This is a genomic window from Ralstonia sp. R-29, assembly GCF_049913345.1.
In the GTDB taxonomy this organism is placed as follows: Bacteria; Pseudomonadota; Gammaproteobacteria; order Burkholderiales; family Burkholderiaceae; genus Ralstonia.
In genome coordinates, this window is the sequence record NZ_CP184377.1 from 2,663,656 (window position 1) to 2,684,833 (window position 21,178).

A 21,178-nucleotide genomic window follows, 5' to 3' on the forward strand; every position below is an offset into this window, starting at 1 on the left:
TGGATGCCCGCATTATCGCAAGCCGCGGAAGGCCCCGGCGTTAGAATTACCGTTCAGGCCAGCCAGAGCCGCACAACACCGCGAGACACCATGAACCACCCACTCCCCCATCCCGGATTGGTGCGCAAGCCGATTCCGCCGGCCATGCTCGATGCGCTGCGTGCCCGCTTCGGCGACCGCGTCTCCACCACCGAAGCCGTGCGTGCCCACCACGGCCGCGACGAATCCGCCTACGACCCGATGCTGCCCGATGCCGTCGTCTTCGCGCAGACCACCGACGAAGTCGCCGCCGTCGCCAAGCTCTGCTTTGAGCACGAAATTCCGCTGATTCCGTACGGCGCCGGCTCGTCGCTCGAAGGCCACTTGCTGGCCGTGGCCGGCGGCGTGAGCCTCGATCTCTCGCAGATGAACCATGTGCTGGCCGTTCACCCCGAAGACCTGACCGTAACGGTCGAGCCGGGCGTCACGCGCAAGCAGCTCAACACCGAGATCCGTGAGACGGGCCTGTTCTTCCCGATCGACCCGGGTGCCGATGCATCCATCGGCGGCATGTGTGCCACGCGTGCCTCCGGCACCAACGCCGTGCGTTACGGCACGATGCGCGAGAACGTGCTGAACCTGACGGTGGTGACCGCCGACGGCCGCATCATCAAGACGGCCAACCGCGCGCGCAAATCGTCGGCGGGCTATGACCTGACGCGCCTGTTCATCGGCAGCGAGGGGACGCTGGGCGTCATCACCGAGATCACGCTGAAGCTGTATCCGCAACCGGAAGCGGTGTCCGCCGCGGTGTGCGCCTTCCCGAGCATGGGCGACGCGGTGTCGGCCGTGATCGACACCATCCAGATGGGCGTGCCGATTGCGCGCGTGGAGTTTGTCGACGCGCTCGCCATCCGCGCGATCAACCAGTATGACAAGCTGACGCTGCCCGAGATGCCGACGCTGTTCTTCGAGTTTCACGGCTCGGAGCATGGCGTGCAGGAACAGGCCGAGACCGTCCAGCAGATCGCCGCTGAACATAAAGGCCAAGGCTTCGAATGGGCAACACGCCCCGAAGACCGCAGCCGCCTGTGGAACGCCCGACACAACGCGTACTTCGCGTTCCTGCAGCTCAAGCCGGGCTGCCGCGCCGTCACCACCGACGTGTGCGTGCCGATCTCGCGCCTGGCCGAATGCGTGGTGGAAACCGAGAAAGACCTGCTCGCCAGCGCGTTGCGTCTGCCCGCCCCCATCGTCGGCCACGTGGGCGACGGCAACTTCCACGTCGCGCTGCTGATCGACCCGAACAAGCCGGAGGAACTGGAAGAAGCCGAGCGCATCAACCAGCGCATCGTCGCGCGCGCGATTGCCATGGACGGCACCTGCACGGGCGAACACGGCGTCGGCCTGCACAAGATGGACTTCCTCATCGCCGAGCACGGCAACGATGCCATCGACCTGATGCGCAGCGTCAAACAGGCGCTGGACCCGAAGCACATCCTGAACCCCGGCAAGATCTTCCACCTGTAAGCGACAGACTCCGCATGTCCTCCGTCTTCAAGCGCGTTCCTCCGCTGCATCTGCTGATTGCCTTTGAGGCGGGGGCGCGCCATGCGAGCTTCGCGCGTGCAGCCGAAGAGCTGTCGGTCACGCCCAGCGCGGTGTCCCACCGCATCAAGAACCTGGAAGAACTCTGGGGCGAAGACCTGTTCGTGCGCACCGGCACGGCGCTGCGATTGACGGCTGCCGGCACGCGCTACCTGCGCAGCGTGCAGGATGCGCTCAAGACCCTGCACGAACTGGCGCGGCCCGAATTCAGCAAGCAGCGCGCACGGCTGCGCGTGGCGATTCCGCCCACGTTCGGGCGCCAGCACCTGGTGCCGCGCATCCCCGAGTTCAACGCGCTGTATCCGCACATCGACGTCGAGCTGCATCTCTCCATCCCCTTCCTCGACGTGAAGGCCGAGGACACCGATGTGGAAATCCGCTATGGCACCGGCCGCTATCCGGACCTGAAGACCACGCTGCTGCTCAACGAGCCGGTGTTTCCGGCGTGCGGGCGCGGTTACTTCGAGCAGATCAGCGGCAACACCATCACCGAAGCCTCGCAACTGCTGAACCTCACGCTGCTGCGCAGCCCGCTGGAGCCGTGGCGCCCGTGGTTCGAAGCCGCTGGGCTGGATGCACCGGAGCCCGCTACCGGCTCGCTCTTCAATGACATCGGCCTGATGCTGGAGGCGGTGGCGTCCAACCAGGGCGTGGCGCTCGTGCGTCAGGCCATGGCGCGCAACTGGCTGGCCTCGGGGCAGATTGTGCGGCTGCTGGATATTGAGTCGACGTCGCCGCATGCTTATTACATCGTCCAGCGCGAGCAGGCGCCGATGAAGCCCGAGGCGCAGCATTTTGTGGACTGGCTGCTCGGGCTGGATTGGTAACCCGCCCGCGCTGTGGCGGGCCATCGCACCTCAAACCTCCGGATTCGAAACTTTTAGTACCGACGTCGGACCTCTCGACCTCCGACGTTGATGCAAAAAGCAGCAGCGCCAGACCTCGAGGGTCCGACGTTGCACCTCGGAGGTCCAAAGCCCGACTCTTTTTGCTCCGGCGTTGCTGCTTTTTTCATCAACGCTGACCGTTTGACCTCCGCAGCCGGAGCACTTGAGCTCCAGATTCGAAACTTTTAGTGTGGAAGTCGGAGCTTTGAGCTCCGCCGTCGGCAGTGGAAGCGTCAATCGCGGAGCTTGAAGGTCCGCCCTCGGCAATCGCAGCCTTGCTGCACCGCGATGAACGCGATTGGCCGTTTGGGCGAGCCAAATTCATCGCCGCAAAAGTCCTTCACCCGGCGCGCAGCGCTGTAGCGGCGCTATAGTGCCTCCCACCCCAACGCTCAGGACAGCCGCCGTGCGGCACCCTGGGTGGTGCAGTTGGCCTTGGGCCTGCAGCACCGCTTGTTTCCAGCAACACACCGTGAATCCAACCCGTACACCTCGCCGCCCCCGGCACACCCCCGTCTCTCGCATGGCGCTGTGCGCGCTGTTTCTGGCCGTGGCGAATGATCAAGCCGCCCTCGCGCAGATCGCGCGCAAGCCGTCCGCTTACGAAGCACGCCAGAGCTCGCCCGTGGACGACATGCGGAGCAAGAAGGGCCCCGCCTCGCTGTCGAACATCCGTAGCCGTGATGATTTCATGCAGTTGGCGCGGGTCTACAACCGCGGCACACCACTGGAAATGCCGCATGTGCTGTTCGTGATTGACCTGCAAAACGGCGGCCGAATCGACTACATCAACACGCCGCGCTACGTGCTGCACGACCGCTTCGTGCAGCAGGACAAGCGCATTGCAAAGTGGGACAAGGCTACGCTCAACGCGCAATACACCAGCCCGCAGCGGCGCTTCCTGTTCGGCACCCTGAGTTGGCAACAGAACCTGCCGGGCTACACCTACGAGTTTTGGGAGGGCGACAAGCTCACCCCGGCGATGCTGCTGCGGGCCGACAAGGCCGTGCACGCTTCGTTCTACGATGCGATTCGCTTCAAGTCGAACTCCACGCTGCACGAGCAGACTGCGCAATCCGCCAACGTGCCCTTCGTCACGCAGGAGGCACTGCTGCGCGAACAATCCTTCCTGCCGTTGAACACAGGCCGCGCACAAGGGCGGCTGCGCATCATCGCCTCGGTCGAGCAGGCCATGGACCTCTCGCCGCAAGACATCGTGGTGCTGGACGAGGTGCCGATTTCCCTGCCTCCCATCGCGGGTCTGATTACGCAGCGGCCCTCTACCCTGCTGTCACACGCGAACCTGCTGGCCAAGGGCTGGCACATTCCGAATGCCTACGTGCGCGATGCGCAGGCGACGCTGCGGCAATACGACGGGCAGTGGGTGACGTTGGATGTCAGCGCCAACGACTACCAGGTGCACCCGACCGACCGCCCCGCAGCCGTCGCGCCCAAGCCAGCGTCACAGACATCGCGCACATTGCCCAGGCCTGACCTGTCTGTCACCAGCCTCAAACCGTTGTCGGCACTGCGCGCCCAGAGCAGCCGTTATTGCGGCAGCAAGGCCGCCAACCTCGGCACCCTCAAATCCGCCCTGCCGCCCGCCGCCAGCGTGCCGGATGGTTTCTGCATTCCGTTCTCGCAATTCCAGGCCGCCATGCAGCGGCTGCACATACCGCAGCGGCTCGCCACGTTGCAGCAACGCCCGGGCTTCGCCACAGATGCGGCGGTACGCAAGGAGGCGCTCGCCACGCTGCGTGCGGAAATTGCCGATGCCCCGCCCGACGCCGCACTGGTGCACGCCCTGCAAACGCAATGGGAGAACCAGTTGCACGGTCGCGGCGTCTTCGTGCGCAGCTCGTCCAACTCGGAAGACCTGCCAGGCTTCAGCGGTGCGGGGCTGTACACCACCGTGCCCAACGTGACGCAATTCGATGCGCTGGTCCATGCGGTGCAGACCGTCTGGGCATCGGTCTACAACTTCGAGGCGTACGAAGCGCGGCAAGCGGCGGGGTTGGGTCAGGATGCCGTGTCGATGGCGGTGCTGGTGCAAGTGACCGCACCGTCGGATAGCTCCGGCGTGATGATCACCCGCGACCCGTTTGACGCAGGCCGCCGCCATATCAGCTATATCTCCGCCAAACGTGGCCTCGGCATCCGCGTGGTGGAAGGCAAGCGGCAAGCCGAGCAGGTTATGTACTCGAGCTGGTCCAAGGCGGTGCAAGTGCTGAGCCATTCCGAGGAAGACACCCAACTGGTGGCCGAGACCAACGGCGGCGTGCGCGAAGTGTCGCTCACCGGGTCGCGCCAGGTGCTGACCGATGCATTGATCGCGCGGCTGGCTGCGGTGGGGAACAAGGCCAAGCAAGCTTTGGGTGGCAAGGAACAGGACATCGAGTGGGCGGTCGTTGGCAACGACATCGTCATCCTGCAATCCCGGCCCTACATTGATGGCAACCGCCTCTAGGCGCCGCAGGTCTGCCGCTGCAACTATAGTGTTCTACGTCCCGGCCTCGCCGCCGGGCACCACCATGCGAGACACCCCATGAACGCGCCGCTGCCCTCCTCCACCCGCGATCAGTCTGCCCTGCAGGCCGAGTTGACCGCCGCGCTGTCGCAGATCGTCCCCGACGAGGCCCTGCTCTGGAAGCGCGAAGACACCACTCCGTACGAATGCGACGGCCTCGCCGCCTACCGGCAGGTGCCGCTCGCCGTGGTGCTGCCAGACACCGAGGCGCAGGTCGTCGAAATCCTGCGCGTGTGCCACCGCATGGGCGTGCCCGTGGTGCCGCGCGGCGCGGGGACGAGCCTGTCGGGCGGTGCGATGCCCACGCCGGGTGGGCTGGTGCTGTCGCTGGCCAAGTTCAAGCGCATCCTCAAGGTCGATCCGACCACGCGTACCGCCGTCGTGCAGCCGGGTGTGCGCAACCTCGCCATCTCGGAAGCCGCCAACCCGCATGGGCTGTATTACGCGCCCGATCCGTCGTCGCAGATCGCCTGCACGATTGGCGGCAACGTGAACGAGAACTCGGGCGGCGTGCACTGCCTCAAGTACGGCCTGACCGTGCACAACGTGCTGCGCGTGCGCGCCGTGATGATGGACGGCGAGGTGGTCGAATTCGGCAGCGAGGCGCCCGACGCCCCCGGGCTGGACCTGCTGGCCACCGTGATCGGCTCCGAAGGCATGCTGGCCGTGGTGACGGAAGTGACCGTGCGCCTGATCCCCAAGCCGCAGTTGGCGCAAGTGATCATGGCGAGCTTCGATGACGTGGAGGCCGGCGGCAACGCCGTGGCTGATGTGATTGCCGCGGGCATCATCCCGGCCGGACTGGAGATGATGGACAAGCCGGCCACAGCGGCTGTCGAAGAATTCGTCTGCGCCGGCTATGACTTGAACGCCGCCGCCATCCTGCTGTGCGAATCCGACGGCACGCCCGAAGAGGTGGCCGAAGAAATCGCGCGCATGAGCGAGGTGCTGCGCGCCTCGGGCGCCACGCGCATCCAGGTGTCGCAAAGCGAAGCCGAACGGCTGAAGTTCTGGAGCGGGCGCAAGAACGCCTTCCCGGCGGCGGGGCGCATCTCGCCCGACTACTACTGCATGGACGGCACCATCCCGCGCAAGCACATCGGCACGCTGCTGCGGCGCATTCAGCAGATGGAGCAGAAGTACGCCCTGCGCTGCATCAACGTGTTCCACGCGGGCGACGGCAACATGCACCCGCTCATCCTCTTCAACGGCGAAGACCAGGACGAATGGCACCGCGCTGAACTGTTCGGCTCGGACATCTTGGAAACGTGCGTGGAACTGGGCGGCACCGTCACCGGCGAACACGGGGTGGGCGTGGAAAAGCTCAGCTCGATGTGCGTGCAGTTTTCGACTGAAGAGCGCGATGCCTTCCTGAGCGTGAAGGCCGCCTTCGACCCGGCGCGTCTGCTGAACCCCGACAAGGCCATCCCCACGCTCGCGCGCTGCGCCGAATACGGCAAGCTGCACGTGCGCAACGGCCTGCTGCCGCATCCCGATCTGCCGCGCTTCTGAGCCCGCCCCAGCCTGCCATGAGCCAGAACCCATCCCGCCCCGACCGATACCGCTGGCACGCCCACAACGCGCGCCTGGGCGAATACCTCGGCAAACCCGAAGACGACGGGTGGCGCCGCCGCTGGTACATCATCATCTTCGAGGCCGAGACCCGTGCGGGCCGACGCTTCGACGAGGTCCTGCTGCTCGCCATCGTCGCCAGCGTGGCGGTGGTGATGCTCGACAGCCTGCCCAGCGTCCACGACCGCGCCGGCGCTTTGTTCACGGTGCTCGAATGGCTGTTCACGCTGCTGTTCACCGCCGAGTACGTCATGCGCATTCTGGTGGTGCGCAAGCCTTGGCGCTATGTGCTGAGCTTCTACGGCGTGATCGATTTCGTGTCGATTCTGCCGACGTGGCTGGCCGTCTTTGCGCCGGAAATGGCGTATCTGGTGGACGTGCGCCTGCTGCGCTTGCTGCGCGTGTTCCGGGTGCTCAAGCTCACGATCTACTTTGAAGAAGCGCAGGTGCTGCTGCGCGCGCTGGTCAACGCTCGGCGCAAGATCTTCGTGTTCCTGGGTACGGTATTCATCATCACGATCATCCTGGGCACGGTGATGTACGTGGTGGAAGGGCCGCAGCATGGCTTCACCAGCATTCCGGTCAGCATGTACTGGGCGGTGGTCACGCTCACCACCACCGGCTTCGGCGACTTGGTGCCGAAGACGCCGCTGGGCCAGTTCATCACGTCGATGACCATCCTGCTCGGCTACAGCATCATCGCGTTCCCCACCGGCATCATCGGCGCGGAACTGGTGAACACCATGCGCGAGCGCTCGCCCAAGACGCGCGCCTGCACGCACTGCGCCACCGAAGGCCACGACACCGACGCCGTCTTCTGCAAGCGCTGCGCGACCAAGCTGCCGCCCCTTTCCACGGAAACCGCCAGCAGCCAGTGAGCTGCAGTGCCCGGACATTCGACATGTCAACCACGCCAGACACCACGCTTTCCCCCACGCTCGCGCGCTTTCGCGACGCCATTGCGCAGGCCGCCGACAGCCGCACACCGCTGACCCTGCGCGGCGGCGGCACGAAAGATTTCTATGGCCGCGCACCAGCGCCGAATGGCACCGTGCTCGACACACGCGAGTGGTCCGGCATCGTCGATTACGACTGCGCGGAACTCGTCATCACCGCGCGCAGCGGCACGCCGCTCGTCGAGATCGAAGCCGCACTGGCCGAGCACAAGCAGATGCTCGCCTTCGAGCCGCCGCACTTTGCTGCGAACGGCAAGCTGGCCACCGTAGGCGGTGCGTTTGCGTCCGGCCTGTCGGGCCCACGACGGCAATCGGTGGGCGCGCTGCGCGACTTCGTGCTCGGCGCCGTGGTCATGGATGGCCGTGGCGACATGCTCAACTTCGGCGGCCAGGTGATGAAGAACGTGGCCGGTTACGACGTCTCGCGTTTGATGGCAGGCGCGCTCGGTACGTTGGGCCTCGTCGTGCAGGTGTCGTTGAAGGTGCTGCCGATGCCGTTCTGCGATGCGACGCTGCGCTTTGCGATGCCGCAAGCCGAGGCCATCGACACGCTCAACCGCTGGGGCGGCCAGCCGCTGCCGATTGCCGCGTCTGCGTGGATCGACGGTGCGCTGTGGGTGCGTCTGAGCGGTGCCGATGCGGCGGTGCGCGCCGCCATCACCAAGCTCGGCGGCGAGCGTGTCGACGATGCGCAAGCTGCCGCGTTCTGGCGCGACCTGCGTGAGCAATCGCATGCGTTCTTTGCGCGCGCCCTGCAAGGCAGCCTGCCGCTATGGCGCATCGCCCTGCCCCCGGCTACGCCGCCGCTGACATTCGGCCACGCCTCGGCTGATGAACAACTCGTCGAATGGGGTGGTGGACAACGCTGGTGGATCGACACCGCCAGCACACCCGCCGACACAGTCCGCGATGCCGCCCACAAGGCCGGCGGCCACGCCACGCTGTTCCGCAATGGCGACCGCGTCAGCGACATCTTCACGCCCGTCGCCGCGCCGCTGATGGCCGTGCACAAGCGCCTGAAGGACAGCTTCGACCCGCACGGCATCTTCAACCCCGGCCGTCTGTACGCTGACTTCTAACGCACGCTCATCATGCAAATCACGCTCGCGGCGTTCCTGCGCAACACCCCCGACGGCGAAGAAGCCCAAAGCATCGTGCAAAAGTGCGTGCACTGCGGCTTCTGCACGGCCACTTGCCCGACCTATCAATTGCTCGGCGACGAGCTGGATGGCCCGCGCGGGCGCATCTACCTGATGAAGCAGGTGCTGGAGGGCCAGCCCGCCGGCCAGGCCACGCGCCTGCACCTGGACCGCTGCCTGACCTGCCGCAACTGCGAATCGACCTGCCCGTCTGGCGTGACCTACGGCCGCCTGGTGGAGATCGGCCGCAAGATCGTCGACGACCAACTCGATGCGAAAGGCGAATCGCGGCCGCTGGGCGAGCGCGCCGTGCGCTGGGTGCTGCGCGAGAGCCTGACGCGGCCCGCGCTGTTCGGCCCCGCGCTCAAGGTTGGGCAAGCGGTGCGCGGGCTGTTGCCGCCGGTGCTGCGCAATAAGGTCCCAGCCAGACAACCGCATGCCGGTGTGCGGCCCAGCACCGCGCACGCCCGCAAGATGCTGCTGCTCGAAGGCTGCGTGCAGCCGGCCATGTCGCCCAACATCAATGCGGCCACGGCACGTGTGTTCGACAAGCTGGGCGTGCACCTCATCAGCGCAGACCGTGCCGGCTGCTGCGGTGCCATCCGCTATCACATGAACGACCACGTGGGCGGCCTCGGCAACATGCGCGCCAACATCGATGCGTGGTGGCCGCATATCGAAGCTGGCGCCGAGGCCATCGTCATGACGGCTTCTGGCTGCGGCGCGATGGTCAAGGAATACGGCCACCTGCTGCGCGACGACCCCGCCTATGCCGAGCGTGCCGCGCGCGTGTCGGCCATGACGCGCGACCTGTGCGAGGTACTGCCGGCGTTCTCTGCCGAGCTTGTGCAGAAAGCCAAACCCGAAGCACAGCGCCCGCGCGTGGCATGGCACCCGCCCTGCACGCTGCAGCATGGCCAGCAGATTCGCGGCGCGGTGGAAACGCTGCTCGGCTCGCTGGGCGTGGACGTCAAGCTCTGCGCCGATAGCCACCTGTGCTGCGGCTCGGCAGGCACATATTCGGTGTTGCAGCCCGAACTCGCCTACCGCCTGCGTGACGACAAGCTGCGCAACCTCCTAGCTGTTCAGCCCGAGCGCATCGTCACCGCCAACATCGGCTGCGTGACGCATCTGCAGAGCGGCACCGACACGCCCGTCGAGCACTGGATCGAATTGGTCGACCGCATGCTGGCCTGACGTTCAGACGACCCGCCTCATTTGTTTCGGAGATCCCATGCTGCAAACCTTCGCGATCCTGTTGACGTTCCAGTCGGTGGGGGAGCTGTTGACGTATTCGCTGCACCTGCCGGTGCCCGGTCCGGTGATCGGCATGGTGCTGCTGGTCATCTACCTGCTGGTGGACAAGGGCCGTGTGCTTGAGGTCATGCAGGGCACTGTCAGCGAGTTGCTGCGGCACCTGACCATCCTGTTCGTGCCCGCGGGCGTCGGCGTGATGACGCAACTGAACCGCATCGGGCAGGAATGGCTGCCGATCGTGGTGGCGACCGTCGTGTCGACTTGGCTGTCGATTGCGGCAGGCGCACTCGTCACGCGCGCACTGATGCGCCGTATGGGCGACCAGGGCGAAGCCAACGAGGAGCTCGCCCCATGAACACGATGGCACCCAACCTGCACCAGCTCTGGGTCTACCTGGCCGCCAGCCCGCTGCTGGGCCTGACCGCCACGCTCATCGCCTACCTGATCGGCGTGCGCCTTCACGAACGCAGCGGCTTCAACCCCGTGGTCAATCCGCTGCTGATTGCGGTGGTCATCCTGGGCACGCTCCTGACAGTGACGCATACGCCGTACAAGACCTACTTCGATGGCGCGCAGTTCGTGCACTTCCTGCTCGGCCCCGCGACGGTGGCGCTGGCGGTACCGCTGTATCAGCAATGGGCGAAGCTGCGCCGACATGCGATCCCGCTGATGATCGGGCTGCTGGCGGGGTCGGTCGTGGCGGTGGTGTCAGCAGTGGGCATTGCTTGGCTGCTGGGCGCATCGCCGGAAACGCTGCGATCGATGGCGCCGAAATCCGTGACCATCCCGATCGCCATGGGCATCTCGGAGAAGATCGGCGGCGCACCGACGATCACGGCGGTGCTGGTGCTGATAACCGGCATCGTGGGCGCAACCACCACCACGCGGCTGCTGAACCTGCTGCGCATTCGCGAGTACAGCGTGCGCGGCTTTGCGACCGGCATTGCAGCGCATGGCATCGGCACGGCGCGCGCGTTCCAGGTCAACCCGGAAGCGGGCGCCTTCTCGGCCCTGGGCATGGGGCTGAACGGTGTGCTGACGGCGATACTCGTGCCGTTGCTGGCGGGCTGGATTCCGCACTGAATGCACGCACGGCCAAGCCACGCCCACGCGGATGTCGTGGGCGTGGCCGAACGCCACACCCGCGCTCACGCCGCGCTGCCCCTCGCGGATGCCGCTTTTTTGCGCATTCACGCGCCGCTGACCGACATTCACGTCCCTCCGACAGACGTTAATGCTGCTTTTTTGAGCAATAGCGAGCCTCAGACTGTCATTCACGACCCTCCAACACTCGTCAATGCCGCTTTTTTATGCATTAACGAACCTTAGACTGTCGTTCACGCCCCTCTGACACTCATCAATGCTGCTTTTTTATGCAATAACGAGCCTCAGACTGTCGTTATCGAGCCTTGGATTGTCATGAACGCTGCTTTTTTGTGCATTCACGGGGCTCAGACTGGCGTTCTCGGCGTTCCGGTGTGCATGAACGGGGCCGCCGCGCACGTCGCAAGCTCGCCTCCTGAATGCTCCTGACAGAACGCTGTCAGGAGCCCCCCGCCAGAATCGCTCCACCTTAACCGGCAACGGCATCCCCCAACCGCCTGCGCCACTGATCGGAGCGAACATCATGGCAAGCGTCATCAACTGGTTTGAAATCCCCGCCAACGATTTCCCGCGTGCGGTGAAGTTCTACGAGAACGTCTTCGACACGCAGCTCAAGCAGGAAGACATGGGCGACCTGACCATGGGCGTGTTCCCGGCGGGTGAGACGACGATTCACGGCGCGCTGGTCAAGGGCGAGGGCTTTGCCCCATCCGACAAGGGCAGCGTGGTCTACCTGAATGCGCCCAACCTGGATGCCGTGCTCGAGCGCGTGAACGGCAGCGGCGGCCAATGCGTGTTCGGCCCGATGACGCTGCCCGACAACATGGGCCGCATCGCCCACATCGTCGATACCGAAGGCAACCGCGTCGGCCTGCACGAGCCCGATGCCAAGACCCAGGCGTACCTACTGCAACAGTAAGCGCCCCAAAGACCGGTACGCGGGTGCCGGTCTTCCCTACGAGACAGAGAAAAACACCATGCCGAGTCAGTCCCCGTATCTCATGCGCGCCGCGGATATTGCTGCGCGCACGCAGTCGTTTTCACACCCCTGGAACAGCCTGTCGGAAATCCACGGCACCATGATGGGCCGGCTGCTCGGGCTCAAGCGCACCGGCGTGAATTTTGCGCGCGTGCCGCCGGGCAAGGAGTCGTTCGTCTATCACTCGCACCAGCGCGAAGAGGAATGGATCTACATCCTCTCGGGCGAGGCGCAGGCCGAGATCGACGACAGCATCTTCACCGTGCGCGCGGGCGATTTCATGGCCTTTCCCGTGGGCGTGGCGCACCACCTGCGCAACTGCGGCAAGGACGATCTGCTCTACCTGTGCGGCGGCGAGCATCTGAATATCGAGATTGCCGATTTCCCCCGGCTGGGCAAGCGCATGCTGCGCCGTGGCGAGCAGGTGGATGTGGTGGATATCCACCCGCAACGCGAGCTGACGCCCTTCGGGGCGTAGGGCTATCAGGTAATTGCGGGGGTCAAACCATGGCGCGCATTGCACCGGGCCCGAAGCCCACTACAATGCCGCGCATGACCCGCCGCGCCGACCGCCTGTTCCAGATTGCCCAGATCCTGCGAGGCCGCCGTCTGACCACGGCGGCGATGCTGGCCGACCGCCTTGGCGTGTCCGAACGCACGGTGTATCGCGACATCCGCGATCTGTCCGTCTCGGGCGTGCCGATCGAAGGCGAAGCGGGCATCGGCTACCGCATGCGTGCCGGCTACGACCTCGCGCCGCTGATGTTCACGCCCGACGAAGTGGAAGCACTGGTGGCCGGCGCGCGGATGATCAAGGCGTGGAGCGGCGGCACCATGGCTGGCTCCGTTGAAGCGGCGCTGGAGAAACTGATGGGCGCCCTGCCCGCCGAGCGCCGCTCCGAAGCCGAGACCACGCGCATCTTCGCGCCGGGCTACGGCATGGGCAACGAGGTCAAGCAGGTGTTTGACACGCTGCATGCCGCGCTTGGCCGCCACGCCGTTGCGCGGCTCGCTTACCGCGATGCGCAGGGCCAACTGACCGAGCGCTGCATCCAGCCGCTGGGGCTGTTCTTCTGGGGACAGGTGTGGCTCGTGGCCGCCTGGTGCGAGCACCGCCAGGACTACCGCACCTTCCGCCTCGATCGCTGCGTCAAGGTCGACATTCTGGAGCGCCACTTTGCCGAATCCGCCGAGCGTTCGCTGGCGGATTTCATGCGCAAGGTGCGGGGCGCATCCGACTAACCGGGCTACCGATGCACCGTTCACCCAACGCGCCTTATCCGCGCGCCAGCGCTGCCGTGTGGCTGCCGTTTTTGATGTGGCTGCTTGGCGCGCTGGCGGCAGTCTTCGCCGCCGCGCCCGGCCTAGCGCAAACGCAGCAGCCGGTGCCGGCACTGGCCCGCCGCGTGACGGACCTGACGGGGACGCTCGACGGCAGCGTGAGCACGCGGGTCGAACGCAAGCTGGCCATCCTGCAAGAACGTACCGGCGCGCAGATTGCCGTACTCATTCTGGACAGCACCCAGCCCGATCCCATCGAAGCCTATGCCGTGCGTGTGTTTGAGGCGTGGAAGCTCGGCCGGCGCGGCGTGGACGACGGCGTGCTGCTGGTGGTCGCCAAGCAAGACCACAAGATGCGGATTGAAGTGGGCTACGGCCTGGAAGGCAGCATTACCGATCTCAAAGCCAGCCATATCAACCGGGACATCATGGCACCGGCCTTTCGCCGAGGAGATTTCCAAGACGGCATTGAGCGCGCCGTCGATGCACTGATCGAGCTGGTGCCGGGCTCGGGTGCCCCCATCATCGTCAGTGATGCACCGCCGGTTCCGACGCCCACCCGGACTGTGCCAGCGGGGCATCTCTCCTACGAAGCGTTCGCGCTGCTGATGGCCATCCTCATGGGTGTTGGCGCTGGCCCTGCTCTGGCAGCGCGCCCATCGCGCTGGATCTGGCTGCTGCCCACCATTGCGGTCCTGTGCACCATGCTGGCCGGCAACATCGACGGGGACGAGTGGACCAGTTGGCTGCTCGCCTTGCCGATGACCGTGCTGACGAGTGGCGCAATCAGCGCCGCCCTCTGGCATACGTGGAATAAATGGCACCGGTTGTCGCCCTCCGCCCCTGCTGCACCGAAGCGCAAAGCCGCTAGCAAAGCAACTCGTCGACCAAGACGGCAGCAACGTTCCGGATCCGATTACGACAACACCTCGGCCGCCTATGTCTGGGAGACCGAGCGCGACCGCAGTGGCAGCAGTGGCAGCTACAGCTCCGGTTCGGACTCCAGCTATTCGAGCGACAGCGGCAGCTATTCCGGCGATGGGGGTTCCAGCGGCGGCGGTGGCTCGTCAGATAGCTGGTAGGTCAGGACGCCAACGCGGGCCGGCTGCCCTGACCAGAAGGCTCGATCTGGAATTGCAGTTCCCGCACCGCGGCCACATCCGCACCCAACCGCTTGGCGGGAACGAAGCGTGTCTCCATAAGGATCAGGGCGAGCCTGGCTGCGGCAGCGTGATTTGCGTCACTTGCGCTGACGATTTCGGCACGCGCAACGGTGCCATCCCGGTCGATATACACGCGCACCATCATGGGCGACGCGTCTGTCACCAAGGTCATCACGTCCAGCAGCTCCAACGCACTTGCGGGCAAGGCCTGCCGGTCTACTTCCGTTGAGGTGTAGAAGCGGACGCCATCGATGTCTTCGGAACGGGGAATCCCGGGCGTCGCCCCTTCCTGCGGAAGGCGCGCCTCGGTGGGCAAGCTGGGTTTCTGTGGGATGCCGGAAGGCTCCGGCGGCGTGGGCGTCGGTTGCGAACCCGTGCTGGGTTGACCGTTGCCGATCGCGGCCTCCCCCGTGGAAGGCATTGGAGGGGCGACCCATACCAGCCGGAGATCGGCGGGCTGGTTGTTCCGCACCGTCAGCGGCGTCCACAAGCCCGCAGCATGCAGGAGGGCCAAGTGGCCCACCGCAGCAACGGTGCAGACGATCCAGAGGCGCTTCATCCAGCCGATCCCTTGTTGGGCGTTGGCGCCACGCGTGGGCGCGGCGCCTTCATCGTCCAGTTACCGTTTCAGTCGCCGTCAGTCCGCCGTGGGGACTTCGCGCCAGTTGATCTGGCGGATCGCCTGCACCACCGTCGGCACCAACGGCACGGAATTGATTGCGCTGTTGTCGGTACCCGCCTCCAGGCGCACAGAGCCATTGACGTTCAGGTAGGACAGATCCACCACCAGGCCGCCACCGGTGTAGTACGGCTGCAGCACGCCCGTGCTATTGACCACGCGGCTGATGCCAGTGCCGATGTCCAGCGAGAACACGCGGTTGCTGCCGGACGGGTTGCAGGCGTCACCGTTGGGCAAGTTGGCGGCAAACGACACCGTACCGAAGTTCGACACCGGCGCCACGTTCACGCGCTCCGCCACGCCGTTGGACGACTGGCCGAGGTCGATGTAATAGCCCATGACCGACGCCGGCGCGCTACCGATGCCCTTCAACAGGTTCGTGTCCGCATTCAGATTGCTGCGCTGGATAGGGAACGTGACACCGCTCGGCAGATCGGTGCTGCTGTTAAAGCGCTGCACCACGCCGTCATAGATGACGTAGAAGCTCTGCGTCTGGGTGCTGGCGATGTCGGTACTGCCGAGCAGTCGACCCGTTCCCACCATGACGTAGCGCTTGAGCGAGTTCGGCTGGATCTCGATCAGAGGCGGCGTGGTGACAGGCTGCGCATTGCCGCTCGGGTCGGTCAGCTGCGCAATCTTGGTCGGTGCCGGATAGGACGAGGGGGTGCCCGTGAGATCAAAACGCCAGACGTTGCCCAGCAGGTCGCCCGCGTAGATCGAGTCCGTCGTGTTGTCGGTGTAGTCGGCCACATAGGCAGACGCATAGGCCAGGCCCGAGGGCGAGCTTGCGGAACCGACGCCCGTCGAAATCGACTCCAGCAAGGCGCCGTTCGTCGGGTTCAGGATGAAGAGCCGCCCCACGCCATCGGCGTTGTTGTAACCCGAGGGCACTGCAACGATCCAGCCGTACTTCTTGGTCTTCGCGACGATCGGGTCACCATAGGTGAAGCCCAGGGTGCCTTGCGATGCGTTGGAGGAGGGGCCGCCGAATTCCCACATCACCTTGCCGGCCAGGGCGGTTTCGGTGGTGATCGTCGTGGGGTCGGTAATGTCGAGTGCGTAGTAGCCCTTGCCGCCCTTGCCCAGACCACCGATCAGCATCGTGCGCCAGTTCGATGTGGTTACGGTTTTCCAGTTGGTGTTCCCTGCACGCGCCAGGTCGATATCGAATGCCTGCGGCGTGGCATCCACCATGGCATGGTGGACGAAGTTCGTGCCCGTCAGACCCAGCGATGCCAGACCGTTGGCCGTCGGCGTGCACGTGCCCGACGTGCACGGCCCTTGGTAGAGGAAGCTCGGCACATAGGCAAACAGTTCGTTGCCGCTAGTGGTGTTGCCAACCGTGCCGTCGAACGCGTGCATCATGCCGTCGTTCGCGCCGACGTAGACGACCGGCTTACGGTTGACATAGGTGCTCTTGAACGTTGCGTAATCCGGGTTCGTCGCGCTGGACAGCACGGCAATGGGCGGGCCCACGGCATCCACCTTCGAGCCAACAATATCCCCCAACAAGAAGGCACGCGGGCGATAGACCGCCTTGCCGCTCGTGCCTTCGTTGGTCTGGTCTCCGCGCAGGTAATTCAGGAAGTCCTGGTTGTTCCAGTTCTTCACGGCCGAATTGCTGAGTGCGCCTTGATTGGTCGTCGTCAGATTCGCGAATCGGAAAGGCACACCTTGCGCAGTCCCAACGCTATTGCTGGTGGCAATCAGGCGTGACGTACTCGATTGATTGCCCAGCTTTGCCTGCGCGGACCATGCCTGAGTCTGCGTGGGCAGCCCGGTCTTGGGATCAAAACTCAGCGAATTACCCGAAACATCCCCGGTCCAGGTCGAGGAATTGTAGGAAGCCGAATAGCCAATATTGCCGGTCAGGCTCACGTTGGCGGAAGAGACCGCCAGCGCCGTGGTGGCTGCCTGAATATCGTTGGAGATGTTCTGGAACGCGGAATTCAGGCCGTTCACCATCAGGTCAGCCTGACCTGCCAGATAGTAGTTGTCCGGCATCGGCTTGCCGTTCGGGTCCGTGTTGCCGCTCGCATTCCACAGCGACTGCGCCAGCGCAGTGGTGTTGCTGGTGCTGTAGTTGCTCGGGACACTGAAGCCGCCGTACTTTGCAGCCAGCCAGAACTGGTTCTGATACTTGTACTGCTGGTACTCCTGCACATCCAGCCAATAGGTGGCAATGGTCTGGATCTTGGACTTGTTACCCAGGCTGTCCTTGAAGTCGTTCGGGCGGATGTCACGCACGTGGGAATCGTAGGCAAGCCCGGCCATCAGGAAGGAGTTGTTGTCGCCCGACGTCGACTTCGTGTTGAGGCTGGCGATGCCCTCCATCTTGCCAACGAGGGTGGTCGCGGAATCCACGTTGACCGTGGTATCGCTTGTCACCTCCGAAGGCATCGCAGGCTCATACGCGGTGTTGGCGATCGTACTGCCCGGCAGATTGGCATCCGCGTGGGTGTTGACGTCGCCAATGCCAAGGATGTAGTTCTTCTGGCAGGAATACTGGATGGGGTCATCCCATGTCTGGATGACCGGGAAGCCGTCCACCTGGGCTGTCGTGGCATTGGACGAATAGCTGGCCACGTTGCCGAGGTTCTTGTAGTACCGGATGCCCGCGTAGTACAGCTCGCCAACGGGGTCATACGTCTTATAGTTCTTGGAGCTCGAGCCGAACTTGTTGAGGTAGTTCATGACCCCGCTGTTGGTCACACCGGTTGCCGTGGCATCCGAAGTGTCGGGATTGGTCACCATCGTGCCGTCCGTCGCGCTCCATTCGGCCACCGTATTAGACGTGGGGTTCTGTCCTGGAACAGGCTTGGTGGGGCCGATGAACTTCATCCGCGCGCGCAGCACGCCGCCATCGCGCATGATGTTGGAGTCGTTGAGGTAACCGAACGCGCCAAAGCGGATGCGCTGCGAGTACTGCTGCATCAGCCCTTCCGGCTTGTAGTTGCTGCCGTACTTCGTGCAGTTGGTCTCCAGTTGCGATGGGTCGCACACCTTCACGCGCACATAGACCGACCACACCTTGGAAGAGTCTTGCGACGTGCCGGAACTGTAGGTGTTGACGGTGCCCGAATCCAGATTGCCGCTTTGGGTGAAGTACAGCTTGTTGCCGGCGCCGTAGATGCGCACACTGAGACTGCCCCAATTGAACGGCGTAATTGACGCCACACTGCTGCTGATGGTGCGGTTGGGCGTTTCACCCGAGCCACCCTGGCCAGACGCCCAGGCCTTCTCAAGCACGGTCAGCGATGCCGTATCCGTGACGCGGTAGCCGCCCGTCAGCGCCCATCGAAACGGATCGATGGTTTGCATCGCCGCCCAGTTCAGGAACGCGCCGGCCCAGTAGCTCTTGCCGGTAGCACACTGGAGATTGCTATCCGCTGCGGCCGCCGGCACGAAATAGTTATTCGCATCGGTGTTGGCGTCGTACTGATAGGTGTAGCACTTGAGCGGATCGAAGTAGCCCAGATACTTGACGCCCGCCGTATAGCTGCTGACGTACGCAATGCTGTTGGCAGTCGGATATTCCACCGACAGCGAGAGCAGCAGATTGCCCGGCACCGACACGGAGCTGAACAGCGGCTGATCTGCCAGATCGGTTTGCGCTGCCGACACCAGCATCGCAGGCAACAACAAGGCGCTTGCAAGCAAGCTGCGCAGGAAAGTCATAACGGAAGGGCTCCGCGAAGCGCTGGCCTTCCAACCTCGGTCACGAGTGGGGTGCATGGCAGTTCAGCAACTCAGAGAGAAACAGTGGTCTGGAGGAAGGTCTGGCTATTGCGCGGCCCATCGACCCGCACGCTGATGCGGTAGACAGGCACCGAAGGCGGCTGGGCCTGGCCGCGATACGGCAGCACCGTCCCGCCCTTGGCCGAGCCGATCGAACTCACCACGCAAGCGTTGGATGGGTCGGTCGAGCCTGTCGCGGTACAGAGCCGGTCGATCATGTAGTAGATCGTGATGCCGTCGCCGCCATTGATCTTCGTATTGAGGACTGCGGTTGCCAATTCGACCAGGTTGTCTGGAACACCGTGCTTGTCCGTGGTCTGCATCGTCGCGTAGTAGCCGCTCGCCGCCTGGTCGCTCTGGCGCACGGACTCCGAATTGAGCGCACCGCTTGTTAGAGCTGCCTTGGCGGCAACAATGCCCAACTCACCACGGTTGGTCATATCCCGCTTGAACGCGAGATTGCCCGCATTGAACAGCGCGGCATCGGACGAGCGGAACAGCGCGACGGTACCAATGGCCAAAATGACCACGGCAATCAGTGCAATCAGCAGAACAATGCCCGACTGACGCCGGCGCAACCTAATGCGCAAGGAGCGACCCGGACGAATATTTGGTTTGGTCGGCATCGTCAGCGCTGCAGCAACGTGTTGCGCAAGGGAATCGTGGTTTCCAAGACGCGGTAACGATAGTTTTGCTCGTCGCCCTGGAGCTTCCGGGTGTAGGTCAGCCCCGGCACATCGGCAAACAGCACAAGCGGCCCGGGGCTGACCACGCCCGTTGCAGTGGCGGCGCTGGCATTCCCAACCAGTTGCTGTGCGCGCTCCGGCAACGACGTCCGCAGGATCAAGGCAATCCGCACCGCCTTGATCGCATAGAGATTGGCCGCCGCGGTCTGCGAGCCGTTGGACAGCGTTGCCGCGTCGAATGCGCCCGTCGGGGCTTGCCAGCTGACGTTGCCGGTGTTGTTCGGATCGATGCCGTACAGGGCATGCATTTCCATCACGCCGTCGGCAAGCGGGATTGCGTTATAACCGTTGCCCCCCGATTGCAGCAGGTCGTAGAACATCAAGGTGTTATTGGCGCCTACCCCATACACGCCAAAGGCCGGCAAGTTGCCCCCGCCGACATTGCCGAGGTTCATAGCCACGCCTGTTGCCGAGACGCTACCCGCGTTGCCATCCAGGCCCACTGATGCATCATAGGCACCGGCCAGCGGCAGTTGTACTGCCACGCTGCCAGTAAAGCCGGCCTGCACCTGCCCGATATAGCAGGGCTGTACGTTGCCCGCCGTGTTATTGCGGTCCGCCACGAGCACGAGGTTGCCCGCGTTGAAGGTCATGGTGTTGATCAGGCTGAGGTTCACCACGCTTCCGGAAACCGTCGGCGCCGTATTGGAAAACTCAGTCGGAATCTCGCCATAGCCGGCATTGCCCGCCATCGTGATGATCGCGTCAGAACTTCCTGCGGTCAGCGGCGTGCCGTTCTGCACGATCAAGAGCGGGGCCAACCGGAACCCGCCCAACTGCGTCGCAAGCTTGTCAAACGGCGCGGGAACCCTGGTCGGCAACGGGAGGATCTGGTCCTTGTTCCCGGATAAATAGACATTGAGGCGGCAGCCATAGGTCAGCGGCCAGTTCTGCGAATAGCCCGACCCCGCACTGCGAATCGCCTTATCCAACTGGTACAGGGCGAACACGCCGCTTTGGTTAATGTCGTTGACCGACATCGTGGTGCGCTTGCGCCCTTCCGACACACTCATCAGGCCAAACACCGCACCCACGATGACCATGCTGACGACCAACGCCACCATCAGCTCAATCAGGCTGAGACCGGTCTGGCGAGCGGCGCGCAAGGGCCGCTTGGTTGAAGTTCTGGCGATCACGGCAGCACCACCTGCGTCACGTACTTGCTCGTACTGCTCATACCGGCGGTCGCGTTAACACCGTGAGACGGCGCCTGCCACGTGACGGTGATCGTCGCGATATTGGTCGTGTTATCGACGGCAACCGTCCCCGTACCATTGGGCAGACCGCCCAGCCCGCTGCCTACCGGGCTCGATGCGGTGGCGCTCCGGTAGCTCACGTTGGTGCCCACCATCGTTTGCCACGCGGCGACTGATGAGGCGGGCAAATTGATCGTGTGGTTTTGCCACATCATGCTCGCGAGCTCATTGGCGAGCAGAGCCGCCCGATTGCGGTCCTCGGCATCCAGCGACACCTGCGAGGCCCGGACCTGTGCCATCACCATGGCCATCAACGCCACAGTCAGCAGCAACATCGCAATCAGCACCTCGACGAGCGTCATTCCGC

18 protein-coding genes are annotated in these 21,178 nt (G+C 64.3%); 13 read left to right on the forward strand and 5 right to left on the reverse strand.

The window, feature by feature from the left end; genetic code table 11:
- The first annotated feature begins 90 nt into the window (after nt 1-90).
- The 13 genes from ACN9M1_RS12575 (at nt 91) to ACN9M1_RS12635 (ending at nt 14,371) form a co-directional block, all read left to right on the forward strand.
- Entirely contained in the window at nt 91-1,509 is a 1,419-nt protein-coding gene (locus tag ACN9M1_RS12575) for an FAD-binding oxidoreductase (RefSeq protein ID WP_426394817.1), read from the forward strand.
- A gap of 14 nt (nt 1,510-1,523) precedes the next feature.
- On the forward strand, nt 1,524-2,414 hold the full coding sequence (locus tag ACN9M1_RS12580) for a LysR substrate-binding domain-containing protein (protein WP_426394819.1): 891 nt from the start codon (nt 1,524-1,526) through the stop codon (nt 2,412-2,414).
- Between the two features lie 583 nt (nt 2,415-2,997).
- The gene (locus tag ACN9M1_RS12585; RefSeq protein WP_426398860.1) at nt 2,998-4,941 is read left to right on the forward strand and encodes a PEP/pyruvate-binding domain-containing protein; all 1,944 of its coding nucleotides are present in this window, start codon (nt 2,998-3,000) and stop codon (nt 4,939-4,941) included.
- A gap of 78 nt (nt 4,942-5,019) precedes the next feature.
- Nucleotides 5,020-6,513 (forward strand): FAD-linked oxidase C-terminal domain-containing protein, encoded by a 1,494-nt coding sequence (locus tag ACN9M1_RS12590; protein ID WP_426394821.1) that lies wholly within the window; start codon nt 5,020-5,022, stop codon nt 6,511-6,513.
- A gap of 17 nt (nt 6,514-6,530) precedes the next feature.
- Nucleotides 6,531-7,451, forward strand: a complete 921-nt coding sequence (locus ACN9M1_RS12595; RefSeq protein WP_426394823.1) for an ion transporter — start codon at nt 6,531-6,533, stop codon at nt 7,449-7,451.
- A gap of 23 nt (nt 7,452-7,474) precedes the next feature.
- Nucleotides 7,475-8,608, forward strand: coding sequence for a glycolate oxidase subunit GlcE (gene glcE / locus ACN9M1_RS12600; protein ID WP_426394825.1), 1,134 nt, complete (start codon nt 7,475-7,477; stop codon nt 8,606-8,608).
- 12 nt (nt 8,609-8,620) lie between these two features.
- Entirely contained in the window at nt 8,621-9,865 is a 1,245-nt protein-coding gene (gene glcF, locus ACN9M1_RS12605) for a glycolate oxidase subunit GlcF (protein WP_426394827.1), read from the forward strand.
- A gap of 37 nt (nt 9,866-9,902) precedes the next feature.
- Nucleotides 9,903-10,280 (forward strand): CidA/LrgA family protein, encoded by a 378-nt coding sequence (locus ACN9M1_RS12610; protein ID WP_426394829.1) that lies wholly within the window; start codon nt 9,903-9,905, stop codon nt 10,278-10,280.
- Nucleotides 10,277-11,008 (forward strand): LrgB family protein, encoded by a 732-nt coding sequence (locus ACN9M1_RS12615; protein WP_426394831.1) that lies wholly within the window; start codon nt 10,277-10,279, stop codon nt 11,006-11,008. Before ACN9M1_RS12610 ends, ACN9M1_RS12615 begins: the two co-directional genes overlap by 4 nt.
- 544 nt (nt 11,009-11,552) lie before the next feature.
- Nucleotides 11,553-11,948 (forward strand): VOC family protein, encoded by a 396-nt coding sequence (locus ACN9M1_RS12620; RefSeq protein ID WP_199032449.1) that lies wholly within the window; start codon nt 11,553-11,555, stop codon nt 11,946-11,948.
- A gap of 58 nt (nt 11,949-12,006) precedes the next feature.
- A complete protein-coding gene (locus tag ACN9M1_RS12625) occupies nt 12,007-12,486 on the forward strand; it encodes a cupin domain-containing protein (protein WP_426394833.1) in 480 nt (159 codons plus the stop codon).
- Nucleotides 12,487-12,551: 65 nt separating this feature from the next.
- Nucleotides 12,552-13,250, forward strand: coding sequence for a helix-turn-helix transcriptional regulator (locus tag ACN9M1_RS12630; RefSeq protein ID WP_426394834.1), 699 nt, complete (start codon nt 12,552-12,554; stop codon nt 13,248-13,250).
- 11 nt (nt 13,251-13,261) lie between these two features.
- Nucleotides 13,262-14,371 (forward strand): TPM domain-containing protein, encoded by a 1,110-nt coding sequence (locus ACN9M1_RS12635; RefSeq protein ID WP_426394835.1) that lies wholly within the window; start codon nt 13,262-13,264, stop codon nt 14,369-14,371.
- 1 nt (nt 14,372) lies between these two features.
- On the opposite strand, the gene ACN9M1_RS12640 is transcribed toward ACN9M1_RS12635, so the two are convergent.
- The 5 genes from ACN9M1_RS12640 to ACN9M1_RS12660 all read right to left on the reverse strand — a co-directional run bounded on the left by ACN9M1_RS12640 (nt 14,373) and on the right by ACN9M1_RS12660 (nt 21,173).
- Nucleotides 14,373-15,011 (reverse strand): hypothetical protein, encoded by a 639-nt coding sequence (locus ACN9M1_RS12640; RefSeq protein WP_426394837.1) that lies wholly within the window; start codon nt 15,009-15,011, stop codon nt 14,373-14,375.
- A gap of 78 nt (nt 15,012-15,089) precedes the next feature.
- Nucleotides 15,090-18,809, reverse strand: coding sequence for a pilus assembly protein (locus tag ACN9M1_RS12645; protein WP_426394839.1), 3,720 nt, complete (start codon nt 18,807-18,809; stop codon nt 15,090-15,092).
- Nucleotides 18,810-18,880: 71 nt separating this feature from the next.
- Nucleotides 18,881-19,495 (reverse strand): pilus assembly PilX family protein, encoded by a 615-nt coding sequence (locus ACN9M1_RS12650; RefSeq protein ID WP_426394841.1) that lies wholly within the window; start codon nt 19,493-19,495, stop codon nt 18,881-18,883.
- 2 nt (nt 19,496-19,497) lie between these two features.
- A complete protein-coding gene (locus ACN9M1_RS12655; protein ID WP_426398861.1) occupies nt 19,498-20,658 on the reverse strand; it encodes a PilW family protein in 1,161 nt (386 codons plus the stop codon).
- An 89-nt stretch (nt 20,659-20,747) separates the two neighbouring features.
- Nucleotides 20,748-21,173: a type IV pilus modification PilV family protein gene (locus ACN9M1_RS12660; RefSeq protein ID WP_426394843.1), complete on the reverse strand. Its 426-nt coding sequence runs from the start codon at nt 21,171-21,173 to the stop codon at nt 20,748-20,750.
- Between the last annotated feature and the right edge of the window lie 5 nt (nt 21,174-21,178).

What these genes read in the sequence shown, in the direction of transcription:
- ACN9M1_RS12575 (WP_426394817.1), top strand. Translation starts at nt 91, where the DNA reads ATGAACCACCCACTCCCCCATCCCGGATTGGTGCGCAAGCCGATTCCG.
- ACN9M1_RS12580 (WP_426394819.1), top strand. Translation starts at nt 1,524, where the DNA reads ATGTCCTCCGTCTTCAAGCGCGTTCCTCCGCTGCATCTGCTGATTGCC.
- ACN9M1_RS12585 (WP_426398860.1), top strand. Translation starts at nt 2,998, where the DNA reads ATGGCGCTGTGCGCGCTGTTTCTGGCCGTGGCGAATGATCAAGCCGCC.
- ACN9M1_RS12590 (WP_426394821.1), top strand. Translation starts at nt 5,020, where the DNA reads ATGAACGCGCCGCTGCCCTCCTCCACCCGCGATCAGTCTGCCCTGCAG.
- ACN9M1_RS12595 (WP_426394823.1), top strand. Translation starts at nt 6,531, where the DNA reads ATGAGCCAGAACCCATCCCGCCCCGACCGATACCGCTGGCACGCCCAC.
- glcE (WP_426394825.1), top strand. Translation starts at nt 7,475, where the DNA reads ATGTCAACCACGCCAGACACCACGCTTTCCCCCACGCTCGCGCGCTTT.
- glcF (WP_426394827.1), top strand. Translation starts at nt 8,621, where the DNA reads ATGCAAATCACGCTCGCGGCGTTCCTGCGCAACACCCCCGACGGCGAA.
- ACN9M1_RS12610 (WP_426394829.1), top strand. Translation starts at nt 9,903, where the DNA reads ATGCTGCAAACCTTCGCGATCCTGTTGACGTTCCAGTCGGTGGGGGAG.
- ACN9M1_RS12615 (WP_426394831.1), top strand. Translation starts at nt 10,277, where the DNA reads ATGAACACGATGGCACCCAACCTGCACCAGCTCTGGGTCTACCTGGCC.
- ACN9M1_RS12620 (WP_199032449.1), top strand. Translation starts at nt 11,553, where the DNA reads ATGGCAAGCGTCATCAACTGGTTTGAAATCCCCGCCAACGATTTCCCG.
- ACN9M1_RS12625 (WP_426394833.1), top strand. Translation starts at nt 12,007, where the DNA reads ATGCCGAGTCAGTCCCCGTATCTCATGCGCGCCGCGGATATTGCTGCG.
- ACN9M1_RS12630 (WP_426394834.1), top strand. Translation starts at nt 12,552, where the DNA reads ATGCCGCGCATGACCCGCCGCGCCGACCGCCTGTTCCAGATTGCCCAG.
- ACN9M1_RS12635 (WP_426394835.1), top strand. Translation starts at nt 13,262, where the DNA reads ATGCACCGTTCACCCAACGCGCCTTATCCGCGCGCCAGCGCTGCCGTG.
- ACN9M1_RS12640 (WP_426394837.1), bottom strand. Translation starts at nt 15,011, where the DNA reads ATGAAGCGCCTCTGGATCGTCTGCACCGTTGCTGCGGTGGGCCACTTG.
- ACN9M1_RS12645 (WP_426394839.1), bottom strand. Translation starts at nt 18,809, where the DNA reads ATGACTTTCCTGCGCAGCTTGCTTGCAAGCGCCTTGTTGTTGCCTGCG.
- ACN9M1_RS12650 (WP_426394841.1), bottom strand. Translation starts at nt 19,495, where the DNA reads ATGCCGACCAAACCAAATATTCGTCCGGGTCGCTCCTTGCGCATTAGG.
- ACN9M1_RS12655 (WP_426398861.1), bottom strand. Translation starts at nt 20,658, where the DNA reads ATGGTCATCGTGGGTGCGGTGTTTGGCCTGATGAGTGTGTCGGAAGGG.
- ACN9M1_RS12660 (WP_426394843.1), bottom strand. Translation starts at nt 21,173, where the DNA reads ATGACGCTCGTCGAGGTGCTGATTGCGATGTTGCTGCTGACTGTGGCG.